Below are 21,590 nucleotides of genomic sequence, written 5' to 3' on the forward strand. Positions count from 1 at the left end.
GCGCCGGGGGACGCGCCGCGGCGGGGGAGCGCAGGGGGTGCGCAGGCGGGTGGCTTACGATTGTGGGCGGGGCCAGGCCGGTCCCGTTCCGTCGTGTTGGGAGGGCTTGTGGCTGCGCCTCGCACCCGCCGTGTTCCCGTCGCCATGGCGTCCGACACCGCTACCGGACGGTGGCTGCGCGGGCTGCACTTCTCCGGGTTCTCGCTGGTGATGATGGGTCTGCTCATCCTCGCCGTCGTCGTGCTCGCGCCCACCGCGCAGAGCCTGATCTCGCAACGTCAGCAGATCGCCGACCAGCAGAAGGCAGTGGATGCGCTGTCCGGCCAGGTCGCCGATCTCAAGGAGCAGCGCGCCCGCTGGAACGACCCCAGCTACATCCGCGCGCAGGCCCGCGACCGGCTGTACTACGTGATGCCGGGCGAGGTCAGCTACCTCGTGATCGACGACAGGCCGCCGGCGGCGCAGACCACGGATGCGCCCGTCAGCTCGAAGCTGCAGAAGACAGAGACCGACTGGCTCGGCTCGCTGTTCGGCTCGTTCATGGGCGCCGGCCTGAGCGACGCGACACCGGCGCAGCTCGGCGGTACGAATCCGGCCCCCACTCCGACTCCCACCTCGACCCCTGGCGGCAAGTGATGACCACCCCACCCTTCGATGCTGTGACCGAACAGGACATCGCGACCGTGTCCGCTCAACTCGGGCGACCGGCGCGCAACGTCGTCGGCATCGCGGCGCGCTGCGTCTGCGGCAACCCCACCGTCGTCTCGACCGCCCCGCGCCTGGACGACGGCACGCCGTTCCCCACGTTCTACTACCTCACGCATCCCGCAGCCACAGCCGCCCTGTCGCAGTTGGAGGCCGTTCAGGTGATGAACGAGTACAACGAGCTCTTGGAGCAGGACGAGGCGGTGCGCGACCAGTACGCGGCCGCACACCGTGCATACCTCGCCGACCGGGAGAGCATCGCGTTCGTCGAGGAGATCGCCGGGATCTCGGCCGGCGGGATGCCCGTGCGCGTCAAATGCCTGCACGCTCTCGGCGCGCACGCCCTCGCGGCCGGTGCTGGCGTGAACCCGATCGGCGACCTCGCCCTTGCGCGCGCCGACTGGTCGCCCGAGGTGTGCGAGTGCCAGGACTACACCGCGGAATGACGCGGCTCGGCCGCGCAGCGACCGCCGCCGCCCTGGCAGGGGTGCTGGGGCTGGCCGCCGCTGTCGCGCCGTCGACCGTCGCGCACGCCGACCAGGTGCGCGACCTCGAGTACTGGCTGAACGACTACGGCTTCGCCCAGGCGTGGCAGACCACCAAAGGCGCCGGAGTGAAGGTCGCCGTCATCGACACCGGCGTCGACGGCAGCGTCCCCGACCTCGCGGGCGCGGTCGTCGGAGGGACGGACGCGTCCGGCGTCGGCGCGGCGAACGGCCAGAAACCGCTCGGAGACGCCGGTTCAGCGGACCACGGCACCTGGGTGGCCTCCCTGCTCGCCGGCCGCGGCACAGGGCCGGACAGCGGCGTGCTCGGCGCGGCTCCGGAGGCGAGCATCCTGACCGCCTCCGTCGCCCTCGGGTCCGCTGCAGGCGCCATCGGCAGCGACGAGCAGATCGCGAGCGCCGTGCGCTGGGCCGTCGACAGCGGCGCGAAAGTCATCAACATGTCCCTCACCAGGAACACGCTCGACTGGCCGACGAGCTGGGACGACGCGTTCCAGTACGCGTTCGACCACGACGTGGTGGTGGTCGCGGCGGCGGGCAACCGGGGAAGCGGCACCACCGAGGTCGGCGCACCGGCGACCATCCCCGGCGTCGTCGCCGTCGCGGGCGTGGACCGGCAGGGACAGGCGAGTTTCGACGCGTCGTCGCAGGGCATCACCATCGCCGTCTCCGCGCCGAGCGAGCAGTTGGTCGGCGTGAGTCCTGGCGGAGGCTACGTGCAGTGGGCGGGCACCAGCGGGGCGACCCCGTTGGTGGCGGGAGCCGTCGCGCTGATCAGGGCCGCGCATCCCGAGCTGAAAGCACCGGATGTGATCGAGCGGCTGATCAAGACCGCCCGCGCAGCGCCGGGCACCGTCCCCAGCCCGATCTACGGCTACGGGCTGCTGGATGCGGCGGCCGCCGTGACCGCGAAGGTGCCGCACGTCTCCGCCAACCCGATGGGCGACCTCACCGAGTGGATCCGCATCCACCGTCGCGCCGACGTCCCCACCACCCCGTCGCCCGGCACAGCACCGGTGCCGACCTCCACCCCTCGGGCACTGCCGGCGGAGCCGTCCGCCCGGGTGGATCAGCTCCTGTGGCCGCAGTGGACAGCCCTCACCGGCTTCTGGCTGCCGTTCAGTCTGATCACCGGATTCGTCGCATTAGTGGCCCTTGGCGGGGTCGGCGCGTTCCGGCATTTCAGAGGGACGGGCAGCAGGGAGTAGATTAACTGCATACTTTCGTGTTGAGGAGACCCACCACTGTGCCCAAAATCCTGATCGTCGGCGGCGGATACGCCGGTTTCTACACTGCGTGGAAGCTCGAGAAGCAGCTGCGCAAGGGGGAGGCAGAGGTCACAATTGTCGACCCGCTGCCGTACATGACCTACCAGCCCTTCCTCCCTGAGGTCGCCGCGGGTTCCATCGAGCCTCGTCACGCTGTGGTCGCCCACCGCCGCCACCTCACCAAGACCAACGTGGTCACCGCCAAGGTCACCTACGTCGACCACGCGAAGAAGACGGCGACCATCCAGCCGCCGATCGGCGACGCGTACGAGTTCGAGTACGACATCGTCGTGGTCACCGCCGGCGCCGTGTCGCGCACGTTCCCCATCCCGGGCGTCGCAGACCAGGCGATCGGCCTCAAGACCATCGAGGAGGCCGTCGCGATCCGCGACCGCGTGCTCACCAACTTCGACAAGGCGGCCAACCTGCCCGCCGGTCCGGAGCGCGACCGCCTGCTGACGTTCGTCGTCGTCGGCGGCGGGTTCGCGGGCATCGAGGTGTTCGCCGAGCTGCGTTCGTTCGCGAGCGCACTGCTCAAGAACTACCCGCAGATCGCCTTCGAGGACACGCACTTCCACCTGATCGAAGCCATGGGCAGGATCATGCCGGAGGTGTCACTTCCGACCAGCCACTGGGTCATCAAGAACCTCGCCCAGCGCGGTGCGGAGATCCACCTGGACACGCAGCTCGCGAGCGCTGTCGACGGCGTCATCGAGCTGTCGACCGGTGAGAAGTTCGAGACCGACCTCATCGTCTGGACCGCCGGTGTCATGGCGAACCCGACGATCGTGCGTCACACCGACCTCCCGATCGAGGAGCGCGGCCGTCTCCGCGTCCGCGCCGACCTCCGCGTCGGCTCCGAGGACGAGATCATCAAGGACGCCTGGGGCGCCGGCGATGTCTCAGCCGTCCCCGATCTCACCGGTGGCGGCGTCGGCGGGTTCTGCGTGCCGAACGCGCAGCACGCCGTCCGTCAGGGCAAGCTGCTCGCCAAGAACATCATCGCGGACCTCCGCGGCGAGCTTCCGCGCCAGTACTTCCACAAGAACCTGGGCGCCGTCGCGGGCCTCGGCCTCGGAACCGGCGTGTTCCAGTCCGGCAAGCTCGCGATCAAGGGCCTCCCTGCCTGGTTCGCGCACCGTGGATACCACGGTCTGGCCATGCCGAGCTGGGAGCGCAAGTGGCGCGTGCTGTGGGGCTGGTGGAACAACTTCTGGCTCGGCCGCGACATCGTGTCGCTCGCAGCCACCCAGCACCCGCGTGCCGTCTTCGAGGAGTTCGCGGCCCGCCCGAAGCCCCCGGCGGCCGAGGCGACTCCGGCCGTCGAGGCTCCGAAGAAGGCTCCGGCCAAGAAGGCCGCTCCGAAGGAGCCGGTCGAGGTCGCAGCCAAATAGCGCGAGCGTGTGAACGAGAGGGCCCGGTGCGAGGAATCGCGCCGGGCCCTTTTGTGCGCCTGGGCGGTTGATGTGGCTGCCGGTGGATGCGGCTGCCGGTGGATGCGGCTGCCGGTGGATGCGGCGCTGTCACCCCTCCACGACGGCGCGTCCCTGGGTGAGGTCGCGGACCGCATCCCGTGCTGCCGCCGCCTGCGTCGTCGGCAGCCGCAGTGTGAACCGCACCGCTTCGCCGTACTCCGTGTCGCCCGTCTCGTGTCCTTCGCCGTGCGCCCAGCGCCGGATGCGTTCCGCATCGGCGTACTCCGCCAGCACGGTGAGAACAGTCTCCGGCACGCGCTCGATCAGGGGCGCATCCAGGAGGGCGGCGGCGATCGCGTCGGTGTACGCGCGCACCAGCCCGCCAGCGCCCAGCTTGACGCCGCCGAAGTAGCGGACGACGGCGCCGAGCACCCCGTCGAGGTCGTGGTGCCGCAGCACCTCCAGGATGGGGCGACCCGCCGTGCCGGACGGCTCGCCGTCGTCCGACATGCCGGAGTGACCCCCGGCGAGCAGCGCCCAGCACACGTGGTTCGCATCCGGATGCTCGGCGCGGAGCCGCGCGACCTCGGCGAGCGCCGCCTCACGATCGGCGACGGGTGTCGCGAGCGCGATGAAGCGGCTGCGGCGCACCTCGACCTCGGCAGTGACCGGGGAGGGGAGGGTGAACGGGCTCATCCCTCCGCGATCTCCCACAGCACCCGTGCCGCCTCGGCGAGCGCGGCACGTTCCTCTGGCGTGCGGGTGGCGAGCTGGGCGTTCAGCCACTCGTGTCGCCGTGCCCGTGCCTCTCCGGCGATCCGGTGTCCTTCGGAGGTCGGCGTGAAGAGCACGCGGCGGCCGTCCGTGGGATCGGCCGCCCTGATCGCGCACCCCAGAGACACCAGGCGGTTGACGGTCTGGCTCATCGAGGCCGCGGTGACGCGCTCGTGCTCGCTGAGCGCTGTGAGGGTGGCGGGGCCGTAGCGGTGCAGGTGGCCGAGCACGCTCATCGCCGCGTCGCCCAGTTCGCCGGTGGAGCGTTCGGCGCGGAAACGGCGGTAGATCCTGGCAACCGAGCGGGTGATGCGTTCGCCGAGGTCGTCGGCGGGAGGGCCGGGTTCGTCCGCGGGAAGGCTGGGTTCGTCGACGGGAGGGCTGGCGCTTGCGTGTGCATCCACGATTGATTAGTATACCTAAAGAAGTAATTTACACGCGTAAAGCATTTCGGGAGGAACGAGACGGACACTGCTACCGAGAGCACCGAGACCGTGAGCGCGCACAAGCCGTTCGGGTGGCGTTTCACCGCCCCGCTGCTGCTCGGATCGACGCTCAACCCGATCAACAGCTCGATGATCGCGACCGGCCTGCTCGGCATCGGCCTCGACTTCCACCTCGGGCCGGGCCAGACCGCGAGCCTCATCTCGGTGCTCTACCTCTGCAGTGCGGTCAGCCAACCCACCATGGGCAAGCTCGCCACCCTGTTCGGGCCGCGCCGCGTGTTCATGGCCGGCGCGATCATCCTGCTGGCCGCCGGCGTCGTGGGAGCGGCAGCGCCGGGCTTCGGGTTCCTGCTGGTGTCCCGTGCGCTGATCGGCATCGGCACGTCCGCGGCGTACCCGACCGCGATGGCCCTCGTGCGACGCCGCGCGGACGAGAACGGCATCGGCGTCCCTGCCCGCGTGCTCGGCAACTTCTCCATCGCCGCCCAGATCACCACGGTGTTCGGGCTGCCGCTCGGCGGGGTGCTCGCCGGCACGTTCGGCTGGCGTGCCCTGTTCTTCGTGAACATCCCGCTGGCGATCGTCACGTTCGTGTTCACGCTGCTGGGCGTGGAGAAGGATGCGCCGCGCGAGCGCCAGGGCAGCAGGGCGCTCATCGCATCCATCGACATCCCGGGCATCGTGCTCTTCGCCGCCACGATCGTGAGCCTGCTGGTGTTCCTGTCCGAACTCGCCTCGCCGCTCTGGTGGCTGCTTCCGGTGGTCGTCGTCTTCGGCGCCGGCCTCATCCTGTGGGAGCGGCGGGTCGCCAGGCCGCTCATCGACGTGCGGATGCTCGCCCGCAACCGGCCGCTGCAGCGCACTTACCTGCGCCAGACACTCTCCGCCCTCGTGGTCTATTCGGTGCTCTACGGCACGAGCCAGTGGATGGAGCAGGCTGCCGGATACAGCGCAACGGCGGTCGGCCTCATCCTGCTGCCGCTGTCCGGCCTCAGCATCGTGATCGCTCGCGTCGCGTCCACCCGCGGCTGGGTGCGTTGGCCGCTCGTCATCGGCGCCGTCTCCGTGGTGCTGAGCGCGCTGGTGATGCAGTTCATGAACGGCGGATCGAGCCTGTGGGTGCTGATCGGGATGTCCCTGCTGCTCGGCTGCGCCAACGGGTTCACCGGCTTCGCCAACCAGGCCACCCTCTACGTGCAGGCGCCTGCTGAGGAGATAGCGGTGGCGTCCGGCCTCTACCGGACGTTCGCCTACCTGGGTGCGATCTTCTCCTCCAGCCTCATCGGCATCACGTTCGGGCGGCAGGCCACCGATGCCGGACTGCACGTCCTCGGCTGGGTGCTCGGCGGCATCGGGATCCTGCTGCTCGTCATCACGGTGCTGGACCGCCGCATCCCCGTCACCACCGCCGCTGCGCGGGGCAGTGCGGCGTGAGCGGTGGGGGTGTGGCCGCTGGCGGTTCTCCTTCCGAACGGAGTCCCGAGTCGGCGCGCCGCTGAAGTCTCCTTCCGAACGGAGTTCCAGGCCGCTCGCCGCAGCTTCTCCTGCACACCGGCCCCGGACAGAAGCGCGGCTGGTTCTCCTTCCGAACGGAGGTTCGGGTCGGCTCGCCCCGAGACTCCGTCCGGACGGAGGTTCGGCGCGGCGTGTCGCTGAGACTTCCTTCCGAACGGGGCACGCGAAACGGAGACCCGGTCCTGTCCGCTATTCTCGGGAGCACCGTCGACGGGAGACTGCTGTGATCCGATTCCTCATCCGCGCCGCGATCTTCCTGGTGACCGCGGCCATCGGGCTGCTCGTCGCCGGATGGCTGGTGCCGGGGGTGCGGCTGGAATGGGGCGGGTTCATCGTCGCCGCCATCGTGTTCGCCATCGCGCAGAGCATCCTGTCGCCGTTCGTGTTCAACATCGCCCGCAAGTATGCGTCGGCGCTGCTGGGCGGCATCGGACTGGTGTCCACGTTCCTCGCGCTGCTGGTGGCGAGCCTGTTCCCTGGCGGCATCACGATCGACGGTGCGACAGCCTGGATCCTGGCCACCCTGGTCGTGTGGATCGTCACGGCGCTCGGCGGCTGGCTGCTGCCGATCCTGTTCCTGAAGAAGCGCGTCGTCACCGCGCGCTGACCGGCCTGGCCGCGCTGGCCGCTTGCCCGCGCTGGCCGCGCTGGCCGCGCTGGCCCGCCTGGCCGCGCTGGCCTGCCTGGCGGCGGTGAGCCGCGCTGGCCCGGCTGGCCGCGTTGGCCCGCCTGGCTCCGCTGGTCGCGCTGACCGGCCTGGCGGCGCTGAGCCGCGCTGACCGGCCTGGCCGCGTTGGCCCGCCTGGCTGCGCTGGTCGCGCTGACCGGCCTGGCTGCGCTGGTCGCGCTGACCGGCCTGGTCGCGCTGACCCGCGCTGACCGGCCCGGCCGCGCTGACCGCCCTGGCAGCGCGCTGGCCGCGCTGGCCGCGAGCGCCGGTCTTTCGCGCTATCGTCGTCGAATGTCGTCGATCGCCGCGAACCTGGAATGGCTGTTCACCGAGGCGGGGGACGATCCCGCCGACCGCATCCGGGCGGCTGCGGCCCACGGGCTGACTGCGGTCGAGATCTGGGGCTGGCGCGACAAGGACATCGCCGCCATCGACGCCGCCCTCACCGAGACGGGCGTGGAACTGCTGTCGCTCATCGTCGACCCGCAGCTCCCGCTCACCGACTCACGGATGCGCGCCCCCTTCCTCCAGGCCGTGGCCGACTCGCTCGTGGTCGCCCAACGGCTGCGCGCGCCGAACCTCGTGGTGGTGAGCGGTGACGACCGGCCTGGCGTCCCGCGCGCGGAGCAGCGGGCGACACTGGTGTCGACGCTCGCGGCAGGCGCAGCGCTGCTCGACGGTACGGAGGTGACCCTGTTGCTGGAGCCCCTGAACACCCGCGTCGACCATGTCGGTGCGTTCCTGTCGTCTACCAGGGAGGGCCTCGACATCGTCCATCAGGTCGGTTCGCCGCACCTGCGGCTGCTGCTGGATGCGTACCACGCGCTCATGATGGATGAGGACATCGCGGCCGAGGTCGGCCCCGACATCGCTCTGGTCGGCCACGTGCAGGTCGCCGACCTGCCCGGCCGCCACGAGCCGGGCACGGGCGTCGCCGACTGGGGCCATCAGTTCGGGGTGCTGCGGGAGCTGGGCTACCGGGGACGGTTCGGAATGGAATACCAGCCGACGGTGGAGACGGCTCGCTCGCTGGTGGCGGTCGAGGGGTTGGCTGACGCGGAGGGGTGAGCGTCCGGCCGGTTGGCTGACGCGGTGGGGTGAGCGTCCGGCCGGTTGGCTGACGCGGTGGGGTGAGCGTCCGGCCGGTTGGCTGACGCGGTGGGGTGAGCGTCCGGCCGGTTGGCTGGCGCGGACCTGTGGGAGTCCAGTCGGCTCAGGCCGGCGCCCCCGCGAGCTCGTCGGCGCTCACCAGAGTGGCGAAGCTGTCCGACAGCGCCGCCATGAACGCCGTGTGCACCGCATCCCCTGGCACCGTCGTCCCGCCGAACTCGAGGTCGGGCGCCGCACACGCGTCGTGCACGACGGTCACGTCGAACCCGAGCTCGGACGCCGCCCGCACCGTGGAGTCGACGCACATGCTCGACATCATCCCGAGCACCACGAGCTGGTCGGGGGCTATGCCGCGCAGCGTCTCCTCCAGGAACGTTCCGACGAACGCGTTCGGCTCCGCCTTCCGCAGCACGGGCTCGTCGCCGACCGGCGCCACCAGCGGGTGGATCTCGACCCCCGCGCTGCCCGGACGCATGAATGACGCATCCGGTGCATTCCACACGTGCTGGATGTGCACCACAGGATCTCCGGCGACCCGGAACGCGGCCAGCACGCTCGCGGCGCGCTCTGCGGCGGCAACCGACCCCACAAGCGGATATGCGCCGCCCGGGAAATAGTCGTTCTGGATGTCGATGATGACGAGCGCGCGAGTCATGGATGCCCTTCGGGTGCGCGGACACCGCGCGAACGAGGCTGCGGACGAGAGGACGGCCCGGGCGCCGTACCCGAAACGACGGCCGGGCCGCCGAGCGGGGACGTGGCCCGACACTGCCGATGGTACACCGGTGGGTGGCGGGGTCGAGGGAACGCTGCGTACCCCCAGTGGGACTCGAACCCACACTGAAGCGATTTTAAGTCGCCTGCCTCTGCCGATTGGGCTATGGGGGCCCGGCAACCATCGTACCGGCGCGGTTGCGGCGTTCTCGGAGGGGGACAGGGCAGAGTGAGCGCGTGGGCACAGAACGCGCGGGGGAGCGGCACGAGCGGCACGAGCAGCACGAGCAGCATGAGCGGCATGAGGGGCGGGAACGGCACGAGCACCGGGCACCGAGCGGGCACGGGACGCCGCTGGAACCCCGGGATGTGCACGAACACCCAGGGCGGCACGAGCATCGAGCTCAGCCGGAGCCTGTGAAGGGTTCGTCCGACGATGAGCGCCCGGCAGCCAGGGCGCGGTTCACGCTGGCCGTCGTGCTTTCCACCGTGGCCGGGCTCGTCGCGTGGATGTGGTTCGCGATCGTCGTCGAGGACACCTGGGGCGACGAGTGCAAAGCGCGCGCCGCCGGGCAGAGCGGGGTGACGTTCCTGATCGCGTTCGGCGTCGTTCCTCTCGTGCTCGTCACCGTCGGCGCTGTGGCCGCGTTGATCGGCTTCGCGCCTGGCGCAGGCGGCGGCAGGGTGTGGCGGGGGCTTGTCGCGGCGGTGGCCATCACGGCGGGCGGGGTGCTCCTGGCCTGGTGGGCGACCGACGGGATGCTCGTCGCCCACCTCGCGCTCGGCTCCGGCTGCCTGGCGTAGCGCGGCTCCGTCCACAGAACCCGCCCCTGCACGCCGCACGCAGCGGCGGCGCACACGGTATCCCGTGAACGCCGCCGCCCGCACGCACCAGACCTCAGTGCATCCCCACCGGCCCTGCCGAACCCCCGGAAACCCCGTCCGTCGCCGGGATGCGCCGCCCCCAGATCGCGAACAGCACAAGGGCCGCCGCGGGGAACGCCGCGCCGAGCAGCAGCGAGGTCGAGATTCCGTGCGCCTCGCCGGAGGTCGCCGTGACCGAGATGAACACCGTTGTCAGCACAGCGACTCCGACGCTGCCGCCGAGCTGCTGCATCCCCTGCACGAGACTGGATGCGGCGCTCACCTCGTTCGAGGGAGCCTGCGCCATCGCGATCGACGTCAGCGGCGCGAACGTCAGGCCGCCGCTGATCCCGAGGACGATCGCCGGCCCGAGGATGCCGCTGAGGAACGTGCTGGATGCGCTCATCTGGCCGAGCCAGACCAGCCCGACGACCATGCCGCTGAGCCCGATGACGCCGACCACCTTCTCGCCGACGCGGGGGAGCAGGTAGCGCGGTGCCAGCTCGTTGGTGATGAGCATCGCTCCCACGAACGGCAGGAGCGCGAGGCCCGTGCCGAGCGGGTCGAAGCCGAGGACCTTCTGGGTGAACAGCGTCACGAAGTAGAAGAAGCCGAACATGCCGGCGGGGACCAGGAGCATGCCGAGCAGCGGGGCGGCGGTGCGCATCCGGGAGAAGAAGTGGAGCTGCACGACGGGGCTCGAGTGCCTGCGCTCGATGAACACCAAGCCGACGAGGGAGGCGGCCGCGATCACGAAGGACGCGATCGACTGCACGTCCGACCAGCCGTGGCTCGCCGCGCGGGTGAACGCGTAGACCAGGGCGACCATCCCGATCGTGGAGACGGCAGCGCCGCCCAGGTCGAGCTTCGCGGGGACGCGCTCCGTCTCGGTGAGGAACAGCGCGGCGCCGAGGATGATCAGGATGCCGATCGGCACGTTCACGAACATGACCCACTCCCAGCCGAAGCTGGTGGTGAGGACGCCGCCGAGGATCAGTCCGATCGCGCCTCCGCTTCCCGCGGCGAGCACGAACAGCGACATCGCCCTGGCGCGGTTGGCGCCCTCCGTGGTGTTGGCGACGAGCAGCACGAGCGTGCTCGGCGCGGCGATGGCTGCTCCGACGCCCTGCAGGATGCGGGCGGCGACCAGGATCTCGGGGGACGGGGCGAATCCGCCGAGCGCCGAGGCGACGATGAACACCCCGACGCCGACCATGAGCGCCAGACGCGCGCCGACGATCGAGCCGATCTTGCCGCTCAGCAGGATGAGGCCGCCGAACGCCAGCGCGTACGCAGTGACCACCCACGACAGGTCGGTGGGGGAGAAGTGCAGTTCGTTCTGGATGTCGGGGAGGGCGACGTTCACGATGCTCGCGTCGACCACGAGCATGAGCTGCGTGATGAAGACGACGACGAGGCCGAGCGCCGGTCCGCGCAGGGAGGACCGGGATGCGCGGGGAGACCGGGATGCGCCGGGCGCGCGGGATGCGGCAGGGGTGGACGTGACGGCGGGGAGCGGGGAAGTTGGGGGATCGTTGAGTTCGGTGGTCGACATATGGTGCGTTCCGTTCCGCGGGGTTTAGACTGCTATCCGGAGAGACTCTCCTCTTGAGTGATCAACAATATGGAGACAGTCTCCGCTTTGTCAATGGCGACGAAGTGAACAGTTCAGAAAAGGAGCTCGAGTGGGCGGCGACACCATCACCCAGCCCAAGCCGTTGCGCGCAGACGCGCAGCGCAACTACGACAAGATCGTCAGCGTCGCCTGCGAGGCGTTCGCCGAGCGCGGCGTTCAGACCTCGCTCGACGACATCGCCAAGAAGGCGGGCGTCGGGGCAGGAACGCTGTACCGCCACTTCCCGAGCAGGGAGTGTCTGCTCGCCGCCGCGCTCGTCGAGAGCAGGCAGGGACTCGACGCGAAGGCCACGGAGCTCCTGGCCAGGCCGGACGCGGGCGAGGCGCTGAACGAGTGGCTGATCGAGCTGGCCAGGCACCTCTCCAGCTTCGACGGACTCCCCGACTCGGTGGCCGAGGCCGTCTGCGATCCGGAGTCTCCGCTGACGGCGCCGTGCAGCTCGATGAAGACGTCGACAGCGCTGCTGCTCCGGCGCGCTCAGGACGCCGCGGAGGTGCGCGACGATGTCAAGGCCGACGACCTGTTCGTGTTCGCAAGCTCGCTCGCCTGGGCGGCCAACAAGAGCGGATACACCCGCGACGATCTGCGCCGGGTGCTGAACCTCTTCATCGCCGGGCTGCGGTGAACTGCGTACAGCGCTGACGCGCGCCGGCGACCAGGGTTACCGCTGGATCAGCGGTTGCGGTACGGCGACTTCGCCATCTGCACGAGGGCGGCCAGCGACAGGCCTCCGCCGACGATGACGACGAGCCAAATGAATCCGATGAGCAAACCAGCCATGCGATTACGGTACACCGTCGAACGCTGGCGGTCGCACCGCGGCGGGCGGATACTGAGGCCATGATGCGCATCGGTTCGATCGTGTGGGGCGTGCGGGATGTGCCGCGGGCCATCGAATTCTGGACGGCGGCGCTCGGCTATCGCCCGCTGCGGGAGCCGGATGTCGACTGGGCGATCCTCGTCCCGATGGAGGGGCAGGGGCCGCAGCTCGCCATCACCGAGGTGACCAGCCCGTCCGCAGACCACCAGCGGCACCACCTCGATCTATACGCCTTCGATCAGGATGCGGAGGTCGAACGCCTGCTCGTGCTCGGCGCATCCAGGGTCGACTGGGACTACGAGGACGGAGCCGACTACGTGGTGCTCTCCGACCCGGACGGCAATCGGTTCTGCGTCGTGGCCGCGGGCGAGGCGGCGAGAAGCCTGTAGCGGGCGTCGGAACGGCGCGGCGTCGCACCTCCCGGCGGGGCGTCGCTGTGAGGACTTTCAGCGGGCGGAAAGGGCGCACTCACCTGACGGTCGCACACTGGATGCAGACGCCGAACTGGTGTGGTGTCTCCGACCCGGTCGTGACCTCGATTCCCCCGAAACCGTCACGGCCGGGTCCTTCGTGGTCGGGCGCGAGACGCGAGACCGCCGGTAGGCTCATCCGGTGTCCTCCTCCCGGTGCCCCTGCCTGAGTGGCCAGCCATACGACGAGTGCTGCGGTCCGCTGCACCGCGGTGAGCAGGCCGCCCCGACCGCCGAGCGCCTGATGCGGTCGCGGTTCTCGGCGTTCGCGTTCGGCGACGCGGCGTACCTGCTGCGCAGTTGGCACCCGTCGACACGACCGGAGACGCTGGAGCTCGACACCGGGCTGAGTTGGTACCGGCTCGACATCGAACGCACCGAGCGCGGCGGCCCGTTCGACCGCGACGGTGTCGTCGAGTTCTCCGCCTTTTTCAAGGGCGAGCAGCGCGGCGTGCAGCACGAGGAATCCCGGTTCGTGCGCGACGGCGCGGACTGGTTCTACGTGGATGCGGCCTAGTTCTGCGTGGCTGCGCCTTAGCGCGCCGGTTCCACGTACTTCTCCCACAACCACACGCACACGCTGAGCGCGGCGAACGCGAACACGGCGATCGCGACCACCAGCGTTCCCTGCCCGGTCTCGACCAGCGAGGCGACCGGCAGGAGGAGCGCGAACAGCAGCGTGTAGACCACGAGGCCGAGGCCGAGCCAGACCCCGCGGGACCACTGGAAGATGGCGCGTCCGGCGAGGCCGCCGATGGGCAGCAGCGCGATAGCCGCCGAGCCGAGTCCGAGCAGCGAGACGCCGTTGGCGAGCTCGCGCACGAAGGCGGAGACGACGCCGGTCGGCTGCGGAAGCGCGCCGACCGTCAGCCAGGCGATCACGCCGAGCAGGGCGACGCCCGCGACCTGCACGGCGGCGACGCGTCCGCGCGCGACCCGGCCCGCGGCGCCCGAGAACGCCACCCCGAGGATCAGCCCGAAGAGGAGGGCGGGCTGCAACCCGAGCAGCCGGGATGCGACGGCGGCGACGCCGACCACGACGAGCATCCACGGCCGGAAGGTGAGCGTGACCAGACCGCCGCCGAAGTGCGGGGAGACCCAGCGGGCCACGGCGACCCAGACCGCGTTCACCGCGCCGAGCGCGACAGCGAGGGCGAGGATCACCCGCAGGTAGGCTCCGGCGTCGTCGACAGGGCTCGACAGGGTCACCACGGCCGCCGCGGCGACGAACGCTGTCGGGATCAACCAGGGGCTGCGCGGGGCCGCCCCTCGGTCTCCCGACGCCACGACTCCCGCAGCCCCGACTCCGGTTGCCCCGACTCCGGAGGCCCCGACCCCGGATGCTCCGACTCCGCCGGCGCCCCCGAACTGCGCGTCCGCATCCCGCAGTTCGGCCCTGCTGCGGTTGCGTCCGAAGATGCTCGCTCTGCTCCGCTTCTCCCGTCCGTCGCGCTCCCGCGCCACCGTCACGGCGAGCAGCCGGGCGGGGAGGGCGAGCAGCAGCAGCGCGGCGGCGGCGAGCAGCAGCGAGCGCAGCCAGCCGGGGAACGCTTCGACGGAGACGACGGGAGCGGTCGCGCTCGTGAACGGCGTGTCCATCCAGCCGGGCGTGCCGCCGGGGGATCCATTGCCGTTGTACGGGTCGAACGGCGTCGGACTCGGCGTCGTCCCCGGCGGGACAACGGGGGCCGCGGGGTTCGGGGTGCTGTGCGGCGATGGCGTCGCGGACGGCGACTCCGGCGACGTCGAGGGGGAGGGCGCCGCAGTGAGGACGGTGATCGCGACGGCGTTCGATCCGCCGCTGACGTTGCCTGCCGCATCCCGCTGCAGGGCGGAGACCGTGAAGCGTCCGGCGCCGAGCGTGCCGGTGCAGCTCCAGGACGTGCCGCGCACGACCGCCGAGCAGACGACGGTGCTCCCGTTGTCGTCGCTGCCGTACACCGTGACCTTGGCTCCGTTCTCTCCGGCCCCGGAGAACGCGAGCGGCGTCCCGGCCTGCGCCTCGGCGCCCGGAGCGGGCGAGCCGATGGTCGGCGCGGCGGGCGGCGTGGTGTCGACCGTGATCGCAACGGGCGCGCTCTTCGCGGAGGACTGGCTGGAGAACGGCGCCCGCTGGGTGGCGGTGATCGTGTGCTTCCCGCTCGGCAGCGGCTTGCTCAGCACGCAGCCCCAGGTTCCGGCCGAGTCGGCGGGGAACGAGCAGGCGGAGCCGTTCTCGGCGCGCACCGTCACGGTCGCTCCCGGATACGCGGTGCCGTGCACGCCGCCGCCGGAGACGAGTGCTCCGTTCTGCGCGGCGATGACCGGCGGCGAGAGCACGTCCACCCTGGTGGATGCGCTGAGGCCGCTGTTCCGCGACTCCGCGCGCACGGTGACGCCGGGGCCGTCCGGTGGGGTGGCAAGCGAGCAGGTCCAGTCGCCCTGCGCGTCGACGGGGGCGTCGCAGCGGGCGCCGGCGGTGCTGGCCGCGCCGGCGGAGACGTGGATGAGGTCGCCCGGCGTCCCGGAGCCGGAGACGGCGAGCGGGAACGTGGTGACGAGACCGGAGGGGAGCTGGTCGATCGTCGGAGGGCCGGAGGTCGGAGGAGGAGAGGTCGGCGTCGTGGTGTCGGAGGGCGACGAGGACGGTGTCGCCTGGGGGAGTGCGGATTGCGGACGCTGCTGCGAATCGGGGGCCGGGGATTCGGACGGAGCCGATGGGGCGGACGGTGTCGAGGTGGCGGCTGTCGCCGGTGCCGCCGTGCCGATCGCGCCGAGGATGGCTGCGCTCGCGACGCCCACCAGGATCAGGGCAGACAGAAGCAGCCCGGACGACCCCCTCGACCGGACTGGTGGCGAAACATCTGACGAAAACACCCGCATTCCACCCCATTTCAGGTGGCGCGGCGCGTTCTGTCAAACTCCCTGGCCGGATTTACGGCATACTGACAACTGGGTCAACCGTCCCACTTCTCGCGCGAGGATGCGCGGGGAGCCCCCGTCGAGGAGTCCGCCGTGACACGCATCCCCGCTGTGGAACGCCGCACCGCACTGGTGCAGGCCGCCCTCTCGGTGGTCGCGCGCGACGGGGTCGCCGCTGCCACCACCCGCAGGATCGTCGCGGAGGCCGGGATGTCCCTCGCCAGCTTCCACTACGCGTTCACCTCCCGCGACGAGCTGATGGCCGAGCTCGTCAATACCGTCGTCGACGGCGAGCAGTCCGCGTTCGCCCCCGTGTTCGAGGCTCCGGACGCCCTGCCGGACGCTCCGACCATGCGGGATGCGGTGCGCGCCGGTCTCCAGCACTACTTCGCCGCCGTCCGCGCCGATCCCGACCGCGAGAAAGCGATGTTCGAGCTGACCCAGTGGGCGCTGCGCGAACCCGGCTTCGCGCCGCTGGCCAGACGCCAGTATGAACGCTACTTCGCCGTCGCAGAGCACGCCGTCGTGCAGGCGGCGGCCATCACGGGATGCACGTGGACGCTTCCGACGCACGAGGTCGCCAAGCTGCTCGTCGTGCTCACCGACGGCCTCACCGTCGCCTGGCTGGTCACCCGCGACGACGCGGCGGCCCAGGCGACCATCGACTTCGCCGCCGACGCGGTGGCGACGCTGGCAACACCCGTTCCTGTTCCTTCCGCCCTCGACCCGAACGCAGGACTCCGATGACAGAAACCTCAGCTCCGGCGGTCTTCGCCGAGCCGACCAGACGCGTGCCGGGCCGCTGGATCGCGTTCTTCGCGATCGCGTGGCTCGGCGTGTGGATGGCGCAACTGGCCCCCATCCAGAAGCTGCTGCCTGACCAGGTGCAGAAGCAGCTCGACACCACGTACTGGGTCGACAACGTGGTGGTGTTCGGCATCATCTCCGGTATCTCCGGCGTCTGCGCAATAATCGCGTACCCGCTCACCGGCGCCCTCTCCGACCGCACGACCAGCCGGTTCGGCCGCAGGCGGCCGTGGATCGCCGCCGGCGCCGTCGTGTTCGCCGTGTCGCTCATCCTGCTCGGGCTGCAGACCAGCATCGTGGGCATCGGCGTGTTCTGGTCACTCGCGCTCACCGGGTTCTGCATCCTCACCGCCGCTCTCACCGCGACGATCAGCGACCAGGTGCCGGTGGGGCAGCGCGGCTACGTGTCCGGCTGGATCAGCGCGCCGCAGGCGGTCGGGATCATCCTGGGCGTCTCGCTGGTGACCTACGTGTTCGTCGGCGCCCTGTTCGGGTACACCGCGATGGCGGTGCTGCTGCTCGTGCTCGTGCTGCCGTTCCTCTTTCTCCCCGACGCCGTGCTTCCCCCGCATCTGCGGCAGAGGATGACGTTCCGCGGGATCGTCGAGAGCCTGTGGATCTCGCCGCGCGAGCATCCCGATTTCGGCTGGACCCTGCTCAGCCGGGTGCTGGTCAACTTCGGCAACGCGTTCGGCACCTCCCTGCTCCTCTACTTCCTGGAGTTCGGGCTGCACGACAAGAACGCCGACGACGACCTGCTCGTGCTGATCCTCATCTACATGGTGTTCGTGATCGTCGCGTCCCTGGTGATGGGCAGGTGGTCGGACAGGATCGGGCGGCGCAAGGCGTTCGTGTTCCTCTCCTCGGCCATCCAGGGTGTCGCCGCGTTGCTGCTGGCGTTCGTGCCGGAGCTCTCGGTCGCGATGATCGCCGCCGGCCTGCTCGGACTCGGCTACGGCTGCTTCCTCTCGGTGGACCAGGCGCTCGCCACCCAGGTGCTTCCCGACCCGGAGAACCGCGGGAAAGACCTCGGCATCATGAACATCGCCACCGCCGTCCCCCAGGCGATGGCCCCGCTGATCGGCGCGGGCATCGTGGCCGCGCTCGGCGGCTTCGTCGGATTGTTCGTCCTCTCCGGTCTGTTCGCGTTCGCGGGTGCTCTCGCGGTCGCACGAGTGAAAGCGGTGCGCTGATGACATACGACCTCGACCTCAGCACGAGACCGGCGCCGTCCGAGCGCACCTGGACAACACCGGATGCGTTCTGGCCGTCGCTCTCGGCCGCGACCGCCAGGCTCGACCCGGCCCTCGCCGTGCTGCACGTCCCCGCGCTCCGGCACAACACCCACGACATGCTGCGGAGGGCGGCGGGCAAGCCGATCAGGGTCGCCTCCAAGTCGGTGCGGGTGCGGTCGGTCCTGGATGCGGTGCTCGCGCTCCCCGGCTATGCCGGCGTGCTCGCCTACACGCTGCCGGAGGCACTGTGGCTCGCGGAGGGGACGGACGGGCACGCGCCGATCGACGACGTGGTCGTCGGCTATCCGACCGCCGACCGGGTCGCCGTCGCGCGTCTGGCGTTCTCGCCGGAGCTCGCAGCCAGGGTGACCCTGATGGTCGACTCCGTCGCTCATCTGGACTTCATCGACGCGGTCGTCCCGCCGTCGCAGCGTGCGAGCATCCGGTTGTGCATCGAGCTGGATGCGTCCTGGCTGAGCCCCGTGCTCGGCCACATCGGCGTGTACCGGTCGCCGTTGCACACGCCGGCGGCGGCGCGGGAGCTCGCCGAGGCGATCGTGCGCAGGCCGGGGTTCACCCTCGTGGGCATGATGGCGTACGAGGCGCAGATCGCAGGCCAGGGGAACAACCCTCCCGGAAAGCCGGCGTGGGGCGCCACAGTGCGCTGGATGCAGAAGAACTCCGCCGCCGAACTGCTCGACCGGCGGGCGCAGGCGGTGAACGCCGTGCGCGAGGTCGCCGATCTCGAGTTCGTGAACGGGGGAGGGACGGGGTCGCTCGAGTTCACCTCCTCCGATGAGTCGGTCACGGAGATCGCGGCGGGGAGCGGCCTGTTCGGCGGCTACCTGTTCGACGGGTATGCAGGGTTCCGCCCGGCTCCGGCCGCGTCCTTCGCGCTGTCGGTGGTGCGGAGGCCCGGGCCGGACATCGCGACGCTGCTCGGCGGCGGCTGGATCGCATCCGGCCCCCCAGGACCGGACAGGATGCCGAAGGTGGTCTGGCCGACCGGGCTCTCGATGGTCGCGCGCGAGATGGCGGGCGAGGTGCAGACGCCGCTCACGGGCGTCGCCGCCGGCGTCATGCGCGTCGGCGACCGGGTGTGGCTGCGGCACACGAAGTCCGGCGAGCTGAGCGAGCACGTGAACGAGTTCCACCTGGTCGACACCGTCGACGGCCGCGCCACGGTGGTGGGCTCCGTGCCCAGCTACCGTGGCGACGGGCAGGTCTTCCTGTGACGGCCACCGGCGCCGTCTGGCGCAACTGGGCGCGCACCGAGCAGGTCCGCCCGACCCGCGTCGAACGCCCGGCGGACGCCGAGGCGGTGCAGCGCGCCGTCGCGGCCGCGGCACGACAGGGGATGCGGGTGAAGGCCGTCGGCGCAGGCCACAGCTTCACCGGCATCGCTGTCGCACCCGGCGTCCAGCTCGACCTGGGCGCCCTGAGCGGCATCGTGGACGTGGACGTCGAGCACGGCCGGGTGCGGCTCGCAGCGGGGACGCACCTGCACGAGCTGCCGAAGCTGCTGCGTCAGCACGGCCTTGCGCTCGAGAACATGGGAGACATCGACCGGCAGACCATCGCCGGAGCCACCTCGACCGGCACCCACGGCACGGGCGGCGGATTCGGCGGCCTGGCGACACAGATCGTCGGCGCCACCCTGGTGACGGGCACGGGCGAGCTGCTGACCGTCGACGAGACCACGAACGCCGAGCTGCTGCCTGCCGTGCGTCTTGGGCTCGGGGCGCTCGGCGTGCTGGTCGACCTGACCATCCAGTGCGTGCCCGCCTATCTGCTGCAGGCGGTGGAGCGGCCGGAGCCGCTGCAGCACACGCTCGACACCTTCCTCGAACGCTCGGCGTCCGAGGACCACTTCGAGTTCTACTGGTTCCCGCACACCGAGACCGCGCTCACGAAGACGAACACGCGCCTGCCGCTGTCGTCGCCGTCCGCCCCGCTGCCGACGTTCGGCCGGTGGGTGGACGACGAACTGCTCGCCAACGGCCTCTACCGCGGCGTCTGCGCGCTCGGGACGGTCGCCCCGGCGATCATCCCGCCGTTCAGTCGCCTGGCGCAGAAGCTGACGGGCAACCGCGACTTCACCGACCTGTCTCCGCGCGTCTTCGTGACGAACCGCACCGTTCGCTTCCGCGAGATGGAGTACGCCATCCCGAGGGATGCGGTCCCCGCGGCGCTCGCGGAGGTCAAGGCGCTGATCGAGCGGCGCAACTGGCGCATCTCGTTCCCCGTCGAGGTGCGGTCGGCGGCGGCGGACGACAACTGGCTCTCCACGGCGTACGGGCGCGACACCGGCTACATCGCGGTGCACCGCTACTACCGCGAGGACTCGACCGAGTACTTCGCCGCGGTCGAAGAGATCATGATGGCGCACGACGGACGCCCGCACTGGGGCAAGCTGCACACGCGCCACGCGGAGTCCCTCCGGGGCACGTATCCGCGCTTCGACGACTTTCTCGCCGTGCGCGACCGTCTGGACCCGGAGCGCCGTTTCGAGAACGTGTATCTGCGTCGCGTGCTGGGCGAGTGAGCCTGTCTGCCGCCTTCGTTGAGTGGTCCCGAATTGCCGCACGGAGAATATCCGCACGACAATTCGGGACCACTCAACGAACGGGGGCGGGTGTCCCCAAAGCGGGTGTCGCGCGGCTGGGGCGCGTGGGGTGAGGAAGCCTCGGGATTCCGCGTGTTCTCGGGGGAATCCCCGTGTTTCCGGGTCTCGCTGACGGCCGGATGCGTGACGCGTGTGACTCGAGTGACGAACGAGAATCTTGACACGTTCTCAGTTGGCTGGAACACTCCGTGCTAGCTGTGAATCGCCTGTGAGTTGTTGAGCATAATTCATCTTCAGGGAGCAAGCCGATGTCCGACCGCACCACACGCCCCGCTGGCGCTGCCCGCGCCGTGGTCCGCCGCGGCGTCGCCGTGGTCGCCGCGCTCGCCATCGGCGCCGGGGTGGTCACCGCGACCAGCGGCGCCGTCTCCACCGCGGTCGTCGAGGCGCGGGAGGCCGCCCGCACGGCCGCCGTCGCCCGGCTCGACACCGCGAACCGCGCATCCGGTGCCGTCGTCCGAGTCGCTGTCGCCGACGCGCGCCGCTCGTCGGCCGTCGCTGCAGCGGCCGCAGAGCTCGTGCGCGCCCGCGGCGTCCTCGCGTCCAGCGCGGGCAGGGCGGCAGAGTCCGGCCGGGATGCGCTGAACGCCGCGATCGACATCGCCGCGTCCCGTGCATCCGGCGCAGCAGCGGCGTTCGGCGTGACAGCGGCCGTCGTCACGCTGAAGGAGTCCGAGAAGGCCGTGACGGACTCCGTCGCCGCCTTCGAGCAGGCCGAACGGCAGCGTCTCGCCGCCGAGGCCGCCGCCCGCGCCGCGGCCGTCGCCGCCGCGGAGTACCAGCAGGCGCAGAGTCGCACCTCGGACTCCTCCGCCGCATCGCACACGTCGGCCGCCGCGCCCGTCGCGGCAGCGCCGTATTACGCCCCGGGGGTGACGTCCGTGCCCCCGGACAATTCGGGGTGCGGTCCGTGCCCCGGTGCAACGCTCGTGCTGACCCCATCGGGATATTGGGGTTGTCCCTAGCCGAGCTCTGACGGCATCCGTCCGACCACGGATGTCGCCAGCGAAACACGATCGCGGCGTCGCCGCCCCCGGTGTCGGGCACCTGGAGGCGTCGGCGCCGCGTCGTCGTTCCCGCCCGCCCCGTGCCCGCCCCCGCCCGCCCC

Annotated in this window: 22 protein-coding genes and 1 tRNA gene; 17 read left to right on the forward strand and 6 right to left on the reverse strand. The window is 70.8% G+C overall.

Annotated features, from left to right (window positions below):
* Positions 1–108 precede the first annotated feature (108 nt).
* Genes ACYVGI_RS10415 through ACYVGI_RS10430 form a run of 4 tightly spaced genes read left to right on the forward strand, consistent with a single transcriptional unit; the run spans position 109 to position 3,873 of the window.
* The gene (locus ACYVGI_RS10415; RefSeq protein ID WP_460632551.1) at positions 109–636 is read left to right on the forward strand and encodes an FtsB family cell division protein; all 528 of its coding nucleotides are present in this window, start codon (positions 109–111) and stop codon (positions 634–636) included.
* Positions 636–1,151: a DUF501 domain-containing protein gene (locus ACYVGI_RS10420; protein WP_460632552.1), complete on the forward strand. Its 516-nt coding sequence runs from the start codon at positions 636–638 to the stop codon at positions 1,149–1,151. Before ACYVGI_RS10415 ends, ACYVGI_RS10420 begins: the two co-directional genes overlap by 1 nt.
* Complete coding sequence (locus ACYVGI_RS10425) at positions 1,148–2,419, forward strand: S8 family serine peptidase (protein ID WP_460632553.1); 1,272 nt, start codon at positions 1,148–1,150, stop codon at positions 2,417–2,419. The genes ACYVGI_RS10420 and ACYVGI_RS10425 overlap by 4 nt, the downstream gene beginning before the upstream one ends.
* A 38-nt stretch (positions 2,420–2,457) precedes the next feature.
* Positions 2,458–3,873, forward strand: coding sequence for an NAD(P)/FAD-dependent oxidoreductase (locus tag ACYVGI_RS10430; RefSeq protein ID WP_460632554.1), 1,416 nt, complete (start codon positions 2,458–2,460; stop codon positions 3,871–3,873).
* Between the two features lie 129 nt (positions 3,874–4,002).
* On the opposite strand, the gene ACYVGI_RS10435 is transcribed toward ACYVGI_RS10430, so the two are convergent.
* Together ACYVGI_RS10435 and ACYVGI_RS10440 are read right to left on the reverse strand one after the other, a co-directional pair.
* Entirely contained in the window at positions 4,003–4,590 is a 588-nt protein-coding gene (locus ACYVGI_RS10435; protein WP_460632555.1) for an IMPACT family protein, read from the reverse strand.
* Entirely contained in the window at positions 4,587–5,072 is a 486-nt protein-coding gene (locus tag ACYVGI_RS10440; protein WP_460632556.1) for a MarR family winged helix-turn-helix transcriptional regulator, read from the reverse strand. Before ACYVGI_RS10440 ends, ACYVGI_RS10435 begins: the two co-directional genes overlap by 4 nt.
* 90 nt (positions 5,073–5,162) lie before the next feature.
* Between ACYVGI_RS10440 and ACYVGI_RS10445 the strand changes: the two genes are divergently transcribed.
* The 3 genes from ACYVGI_RS10445 (at position 5,163) to ACYVGI_RS10455 (ending at position 8,367) form a co-directional block, all read left to right on the forward strand.
* Positions 5,163–6,548 (forward strand): MFS transporter, encoded by a 1,386-nt coding sequence (locus tag ACYVGI_RS10445; RefSeq protein WP_460632557.1) that lies wholly within the window; start codon positions 5,163–5,165, stop codon positions 6,546–6,548.
* 304 nt (positions 6,549–6,852) lie between these two features.
* Positions 6,853–7,236 (forward strand): phage holin family protein, encoded by a 384-nt coding sequence (locus ACYVGI_RS10450; RefSeq protein WP_460632558.1) that lies wholly within the window; start codon positions 6,853–6,855, stop codon positions 7,234–7,236.
* 186 nt (positions 7,237–7,422) lie between these two features.
* Positions 7,423–8,367: a TIM barrel protein gene (locus ACYVGI_RS10455; RefSeq protein WP_460632559.1), complete on the forward strand. Its 945-nt coding sequence runs from the start codon at positions 7,423–7,425 to the stop codon at positions 8,365–8,367.
* A 145-nt stretch (positions 8,368–8,512) separates the two neighbouring features.
* Here ACYVGI_RS10455 and ACYVGI_RS10460 read toward each other — a convergent pair whose 3' ends face one another.
* Positions 8,513–9,064: a cysteine hydrolase family protein gene (locus tag ACYVGI_RS10460; RefSeq protein WP_460632560.1), complete on the reverse strand. Its 552-nt coding sequence runs from the start codon at positions 9,062–9,064 to the stop codon at positions 8,513–8,515.
* Between the two features lie 159 nt (positions 9,065–9,223).
* Positions 9,224–9,297 (reverse strand) — tRNA-Leu (locus ACYVGI_RS10465).
* A 118-nt stretch (positions 9,298–9,415) separates the two neighbouring features.
* On the opposite strand from ACYVGI_RS10465, the gene ACYVGI_RS10470 reads away from it, so the two are divergent.
* Together ACYVGI_RS10470 and ACYVGI_RS10475 are read left to right on the forward strand one after the other, a co-directional pair.
* Positions 9,416–9,544 carry a hypothetical protein gene (locus tag ACYVGI_RS10470; RefSeq protein ID WP_460632561.1) on the forward strand — a complete coding sequence of 43 codons (129 nt, stop codon included), beginning with the start codon at positions 9,416–9,418 and terminating at the stop codon, positions 9,542–9,544.
* On the forward strand, positions 9,541–9,927 hold the full coding sequence (locus ACYVGI_RS10475) for a hypothetical protein (RefSeq protein WP_460632562.1): 387 nt from the start codon (positions 9,541–9,543) through the stop codon (positions 9,925–9,927). Before ACYVGI_RS10470 ends, ACYVGI_RS10475 begins: the two co-directional genes overlap by 4 nt.
* 94 nt (positions 9,928–10,021) lie before the next feature.
* Here the strand turns inward: ACYVGI_RS10475 and ACYVGI_RS10480 are convergent, their stop codons facing one another.
* Entirely contained in the window at positions 10,022–11,542 is a 1,521-nt protein-coding gene (locus ACYVGI_RS10480) for an MFS transporter (protein WP_460632563.1), read from the reverse strand.
* A 130-nt stretch (positions 11,543–11,672) separates the two neighbouring features.
* On the opposite strand from ACYVGI_RS10480, the gene ACYVGI_RS10485 reads away from it, so the two are divergent.
* The 3 genes from ACYVGI_RS10485 (at position 11,673) to ACYVGI_RS10495 (ending at position 13,430) form a co-directional block, all read left to right on the forward strand.
* Positions 11,673–12,248 (forward strand): TetR/AcrR family transcriptional regulator, encoded by a 576-nt coding sequence (locus ACYVGI_RS10485; RefSeq protein ID WP_460632564.1) that lies wholly within the window; start codon positions 11,673–11,675, stop codon positions 12,246–12,248.
* A 215-nt stretch (positions 12,249–12,463) separates the two neighbouring features.
* On the forward strand, positions 12,464–12,832 hold the full coding sequence (locus tag ACYVGI_RS10490) for a VOC family protein (protein WP_460632565.1): 369 nt from the start codon (positions 12,464–12,466) through the stop codon (positions 12,830–12,832).
* A gap of 223 nt (positions 12,833–13,055) precedes the next feature.
* On the forward strand, positions 13,056–13,430 hold the full coding sequence (locus ACYVGI_RS10495; RefSeq protein ID WP_460632566.1) for a YchJ family protein: 375 nt from the start codon (positions 13,056–13,058) through the stop codon (positions 13,428–13,430).
* A 17-nt stretch (positions 13,431–13,447) separates the two neighbouring features.
* On the opposite strand, the gene ACYVGI_RS10500 is transcribed toward ACYVGI_RS10495, so the two are convergent.
* On the reverse strand, positions 13,448–15,694 hold the full coding sequence (locus ACYVGI_RS10500) for an Ig-like domain-containing protein (RefSeq protein WP_460632567.1): 2,247 nt from the start codon (positions 15,692–15,694) through the stop codon (positions 13,448–13,450).
* Between the two features lie 213 nt (positions 15,695–15,907).
* Here ACYVGI_RS10500 and ACYVGI_RS10505 point away from each other — a divergent pair, with 213 nt between their 5' ends.
* From ACYVGI_RS10505 to ACYVGI_RS10525, 5 genes are all read left to right on the forward strand, one after another.
* On the forward strand, positions 15,908–16,561 hold the full coding sequence (locus tag ACYVGI_RS10505; RefSeq protein WP_460632568.1) for a TetR/AcrR family transcriptional regulator: 654 nt from the start codon (positions 15,908–15,910) through the stop codon (positions 16,559–16,561).
* Positions 16,558–17,814, forward strand: coding sequence for an MFS transporter (locus tag ACYVGI_RS10510; protein WP_460632569.1), 1,257 nt, complete (start codon positions 16,558–16,560; stop codon positions 17,812–17,814). The genes ACYVGI_RS10505 and ACYVGI_RS10510 overlap by 4 nt, the downstream gene beginning before the upstream one ends.
* Positions 17,814–19,091 carry an amino acid deaminase/aldolase gene (locus ACYVGI_RS10515; RefSeq protein WP_460632570.1) on the forward strand — a complete coding sequence of 426 codons (1,278 nt, stop codon included), beginning with the start codon at positions 17,814–17,816 and terminating at the stop codon, positions 19,089–19,091. The genes ACYVGI_RS10510 and ACYVGI_RS10515 overlap by 1 nt, the downstream gene beginning before the upstream one ends.
* Positions 19,088–20,401, forward strand: coding sequence for a D-arabinono-1,4-lactone oxidase (locus ACYVGI_RS10520; protein ID WP_460632571.1), 1,314 nt, complete (start codon positions 19,088–19,090; stop codon positions 20,399–20,401). Before ACYVGI_RS10515 ends, ACYVGI_RS10520 begins: the two co-directional genes overlap by 4 nt.
* Before the next feature lie 329 nt (positions 20,402–20,730).
* A complete protein-coding gene (locus ACYVGI_RS10525; RefSeq protein WP_460632572.1) occupies positions 20,731–21,447 on the forward strand; it encodes a hypothetical protein in 717 nt (238 codons plus the stop codon).
* Positions 21,448–21,590: the final 143 nt, after the last annotated feature.

The sequence above is a fragment of the Leifsonia lichenia genome, assembly GCF_054780215.1.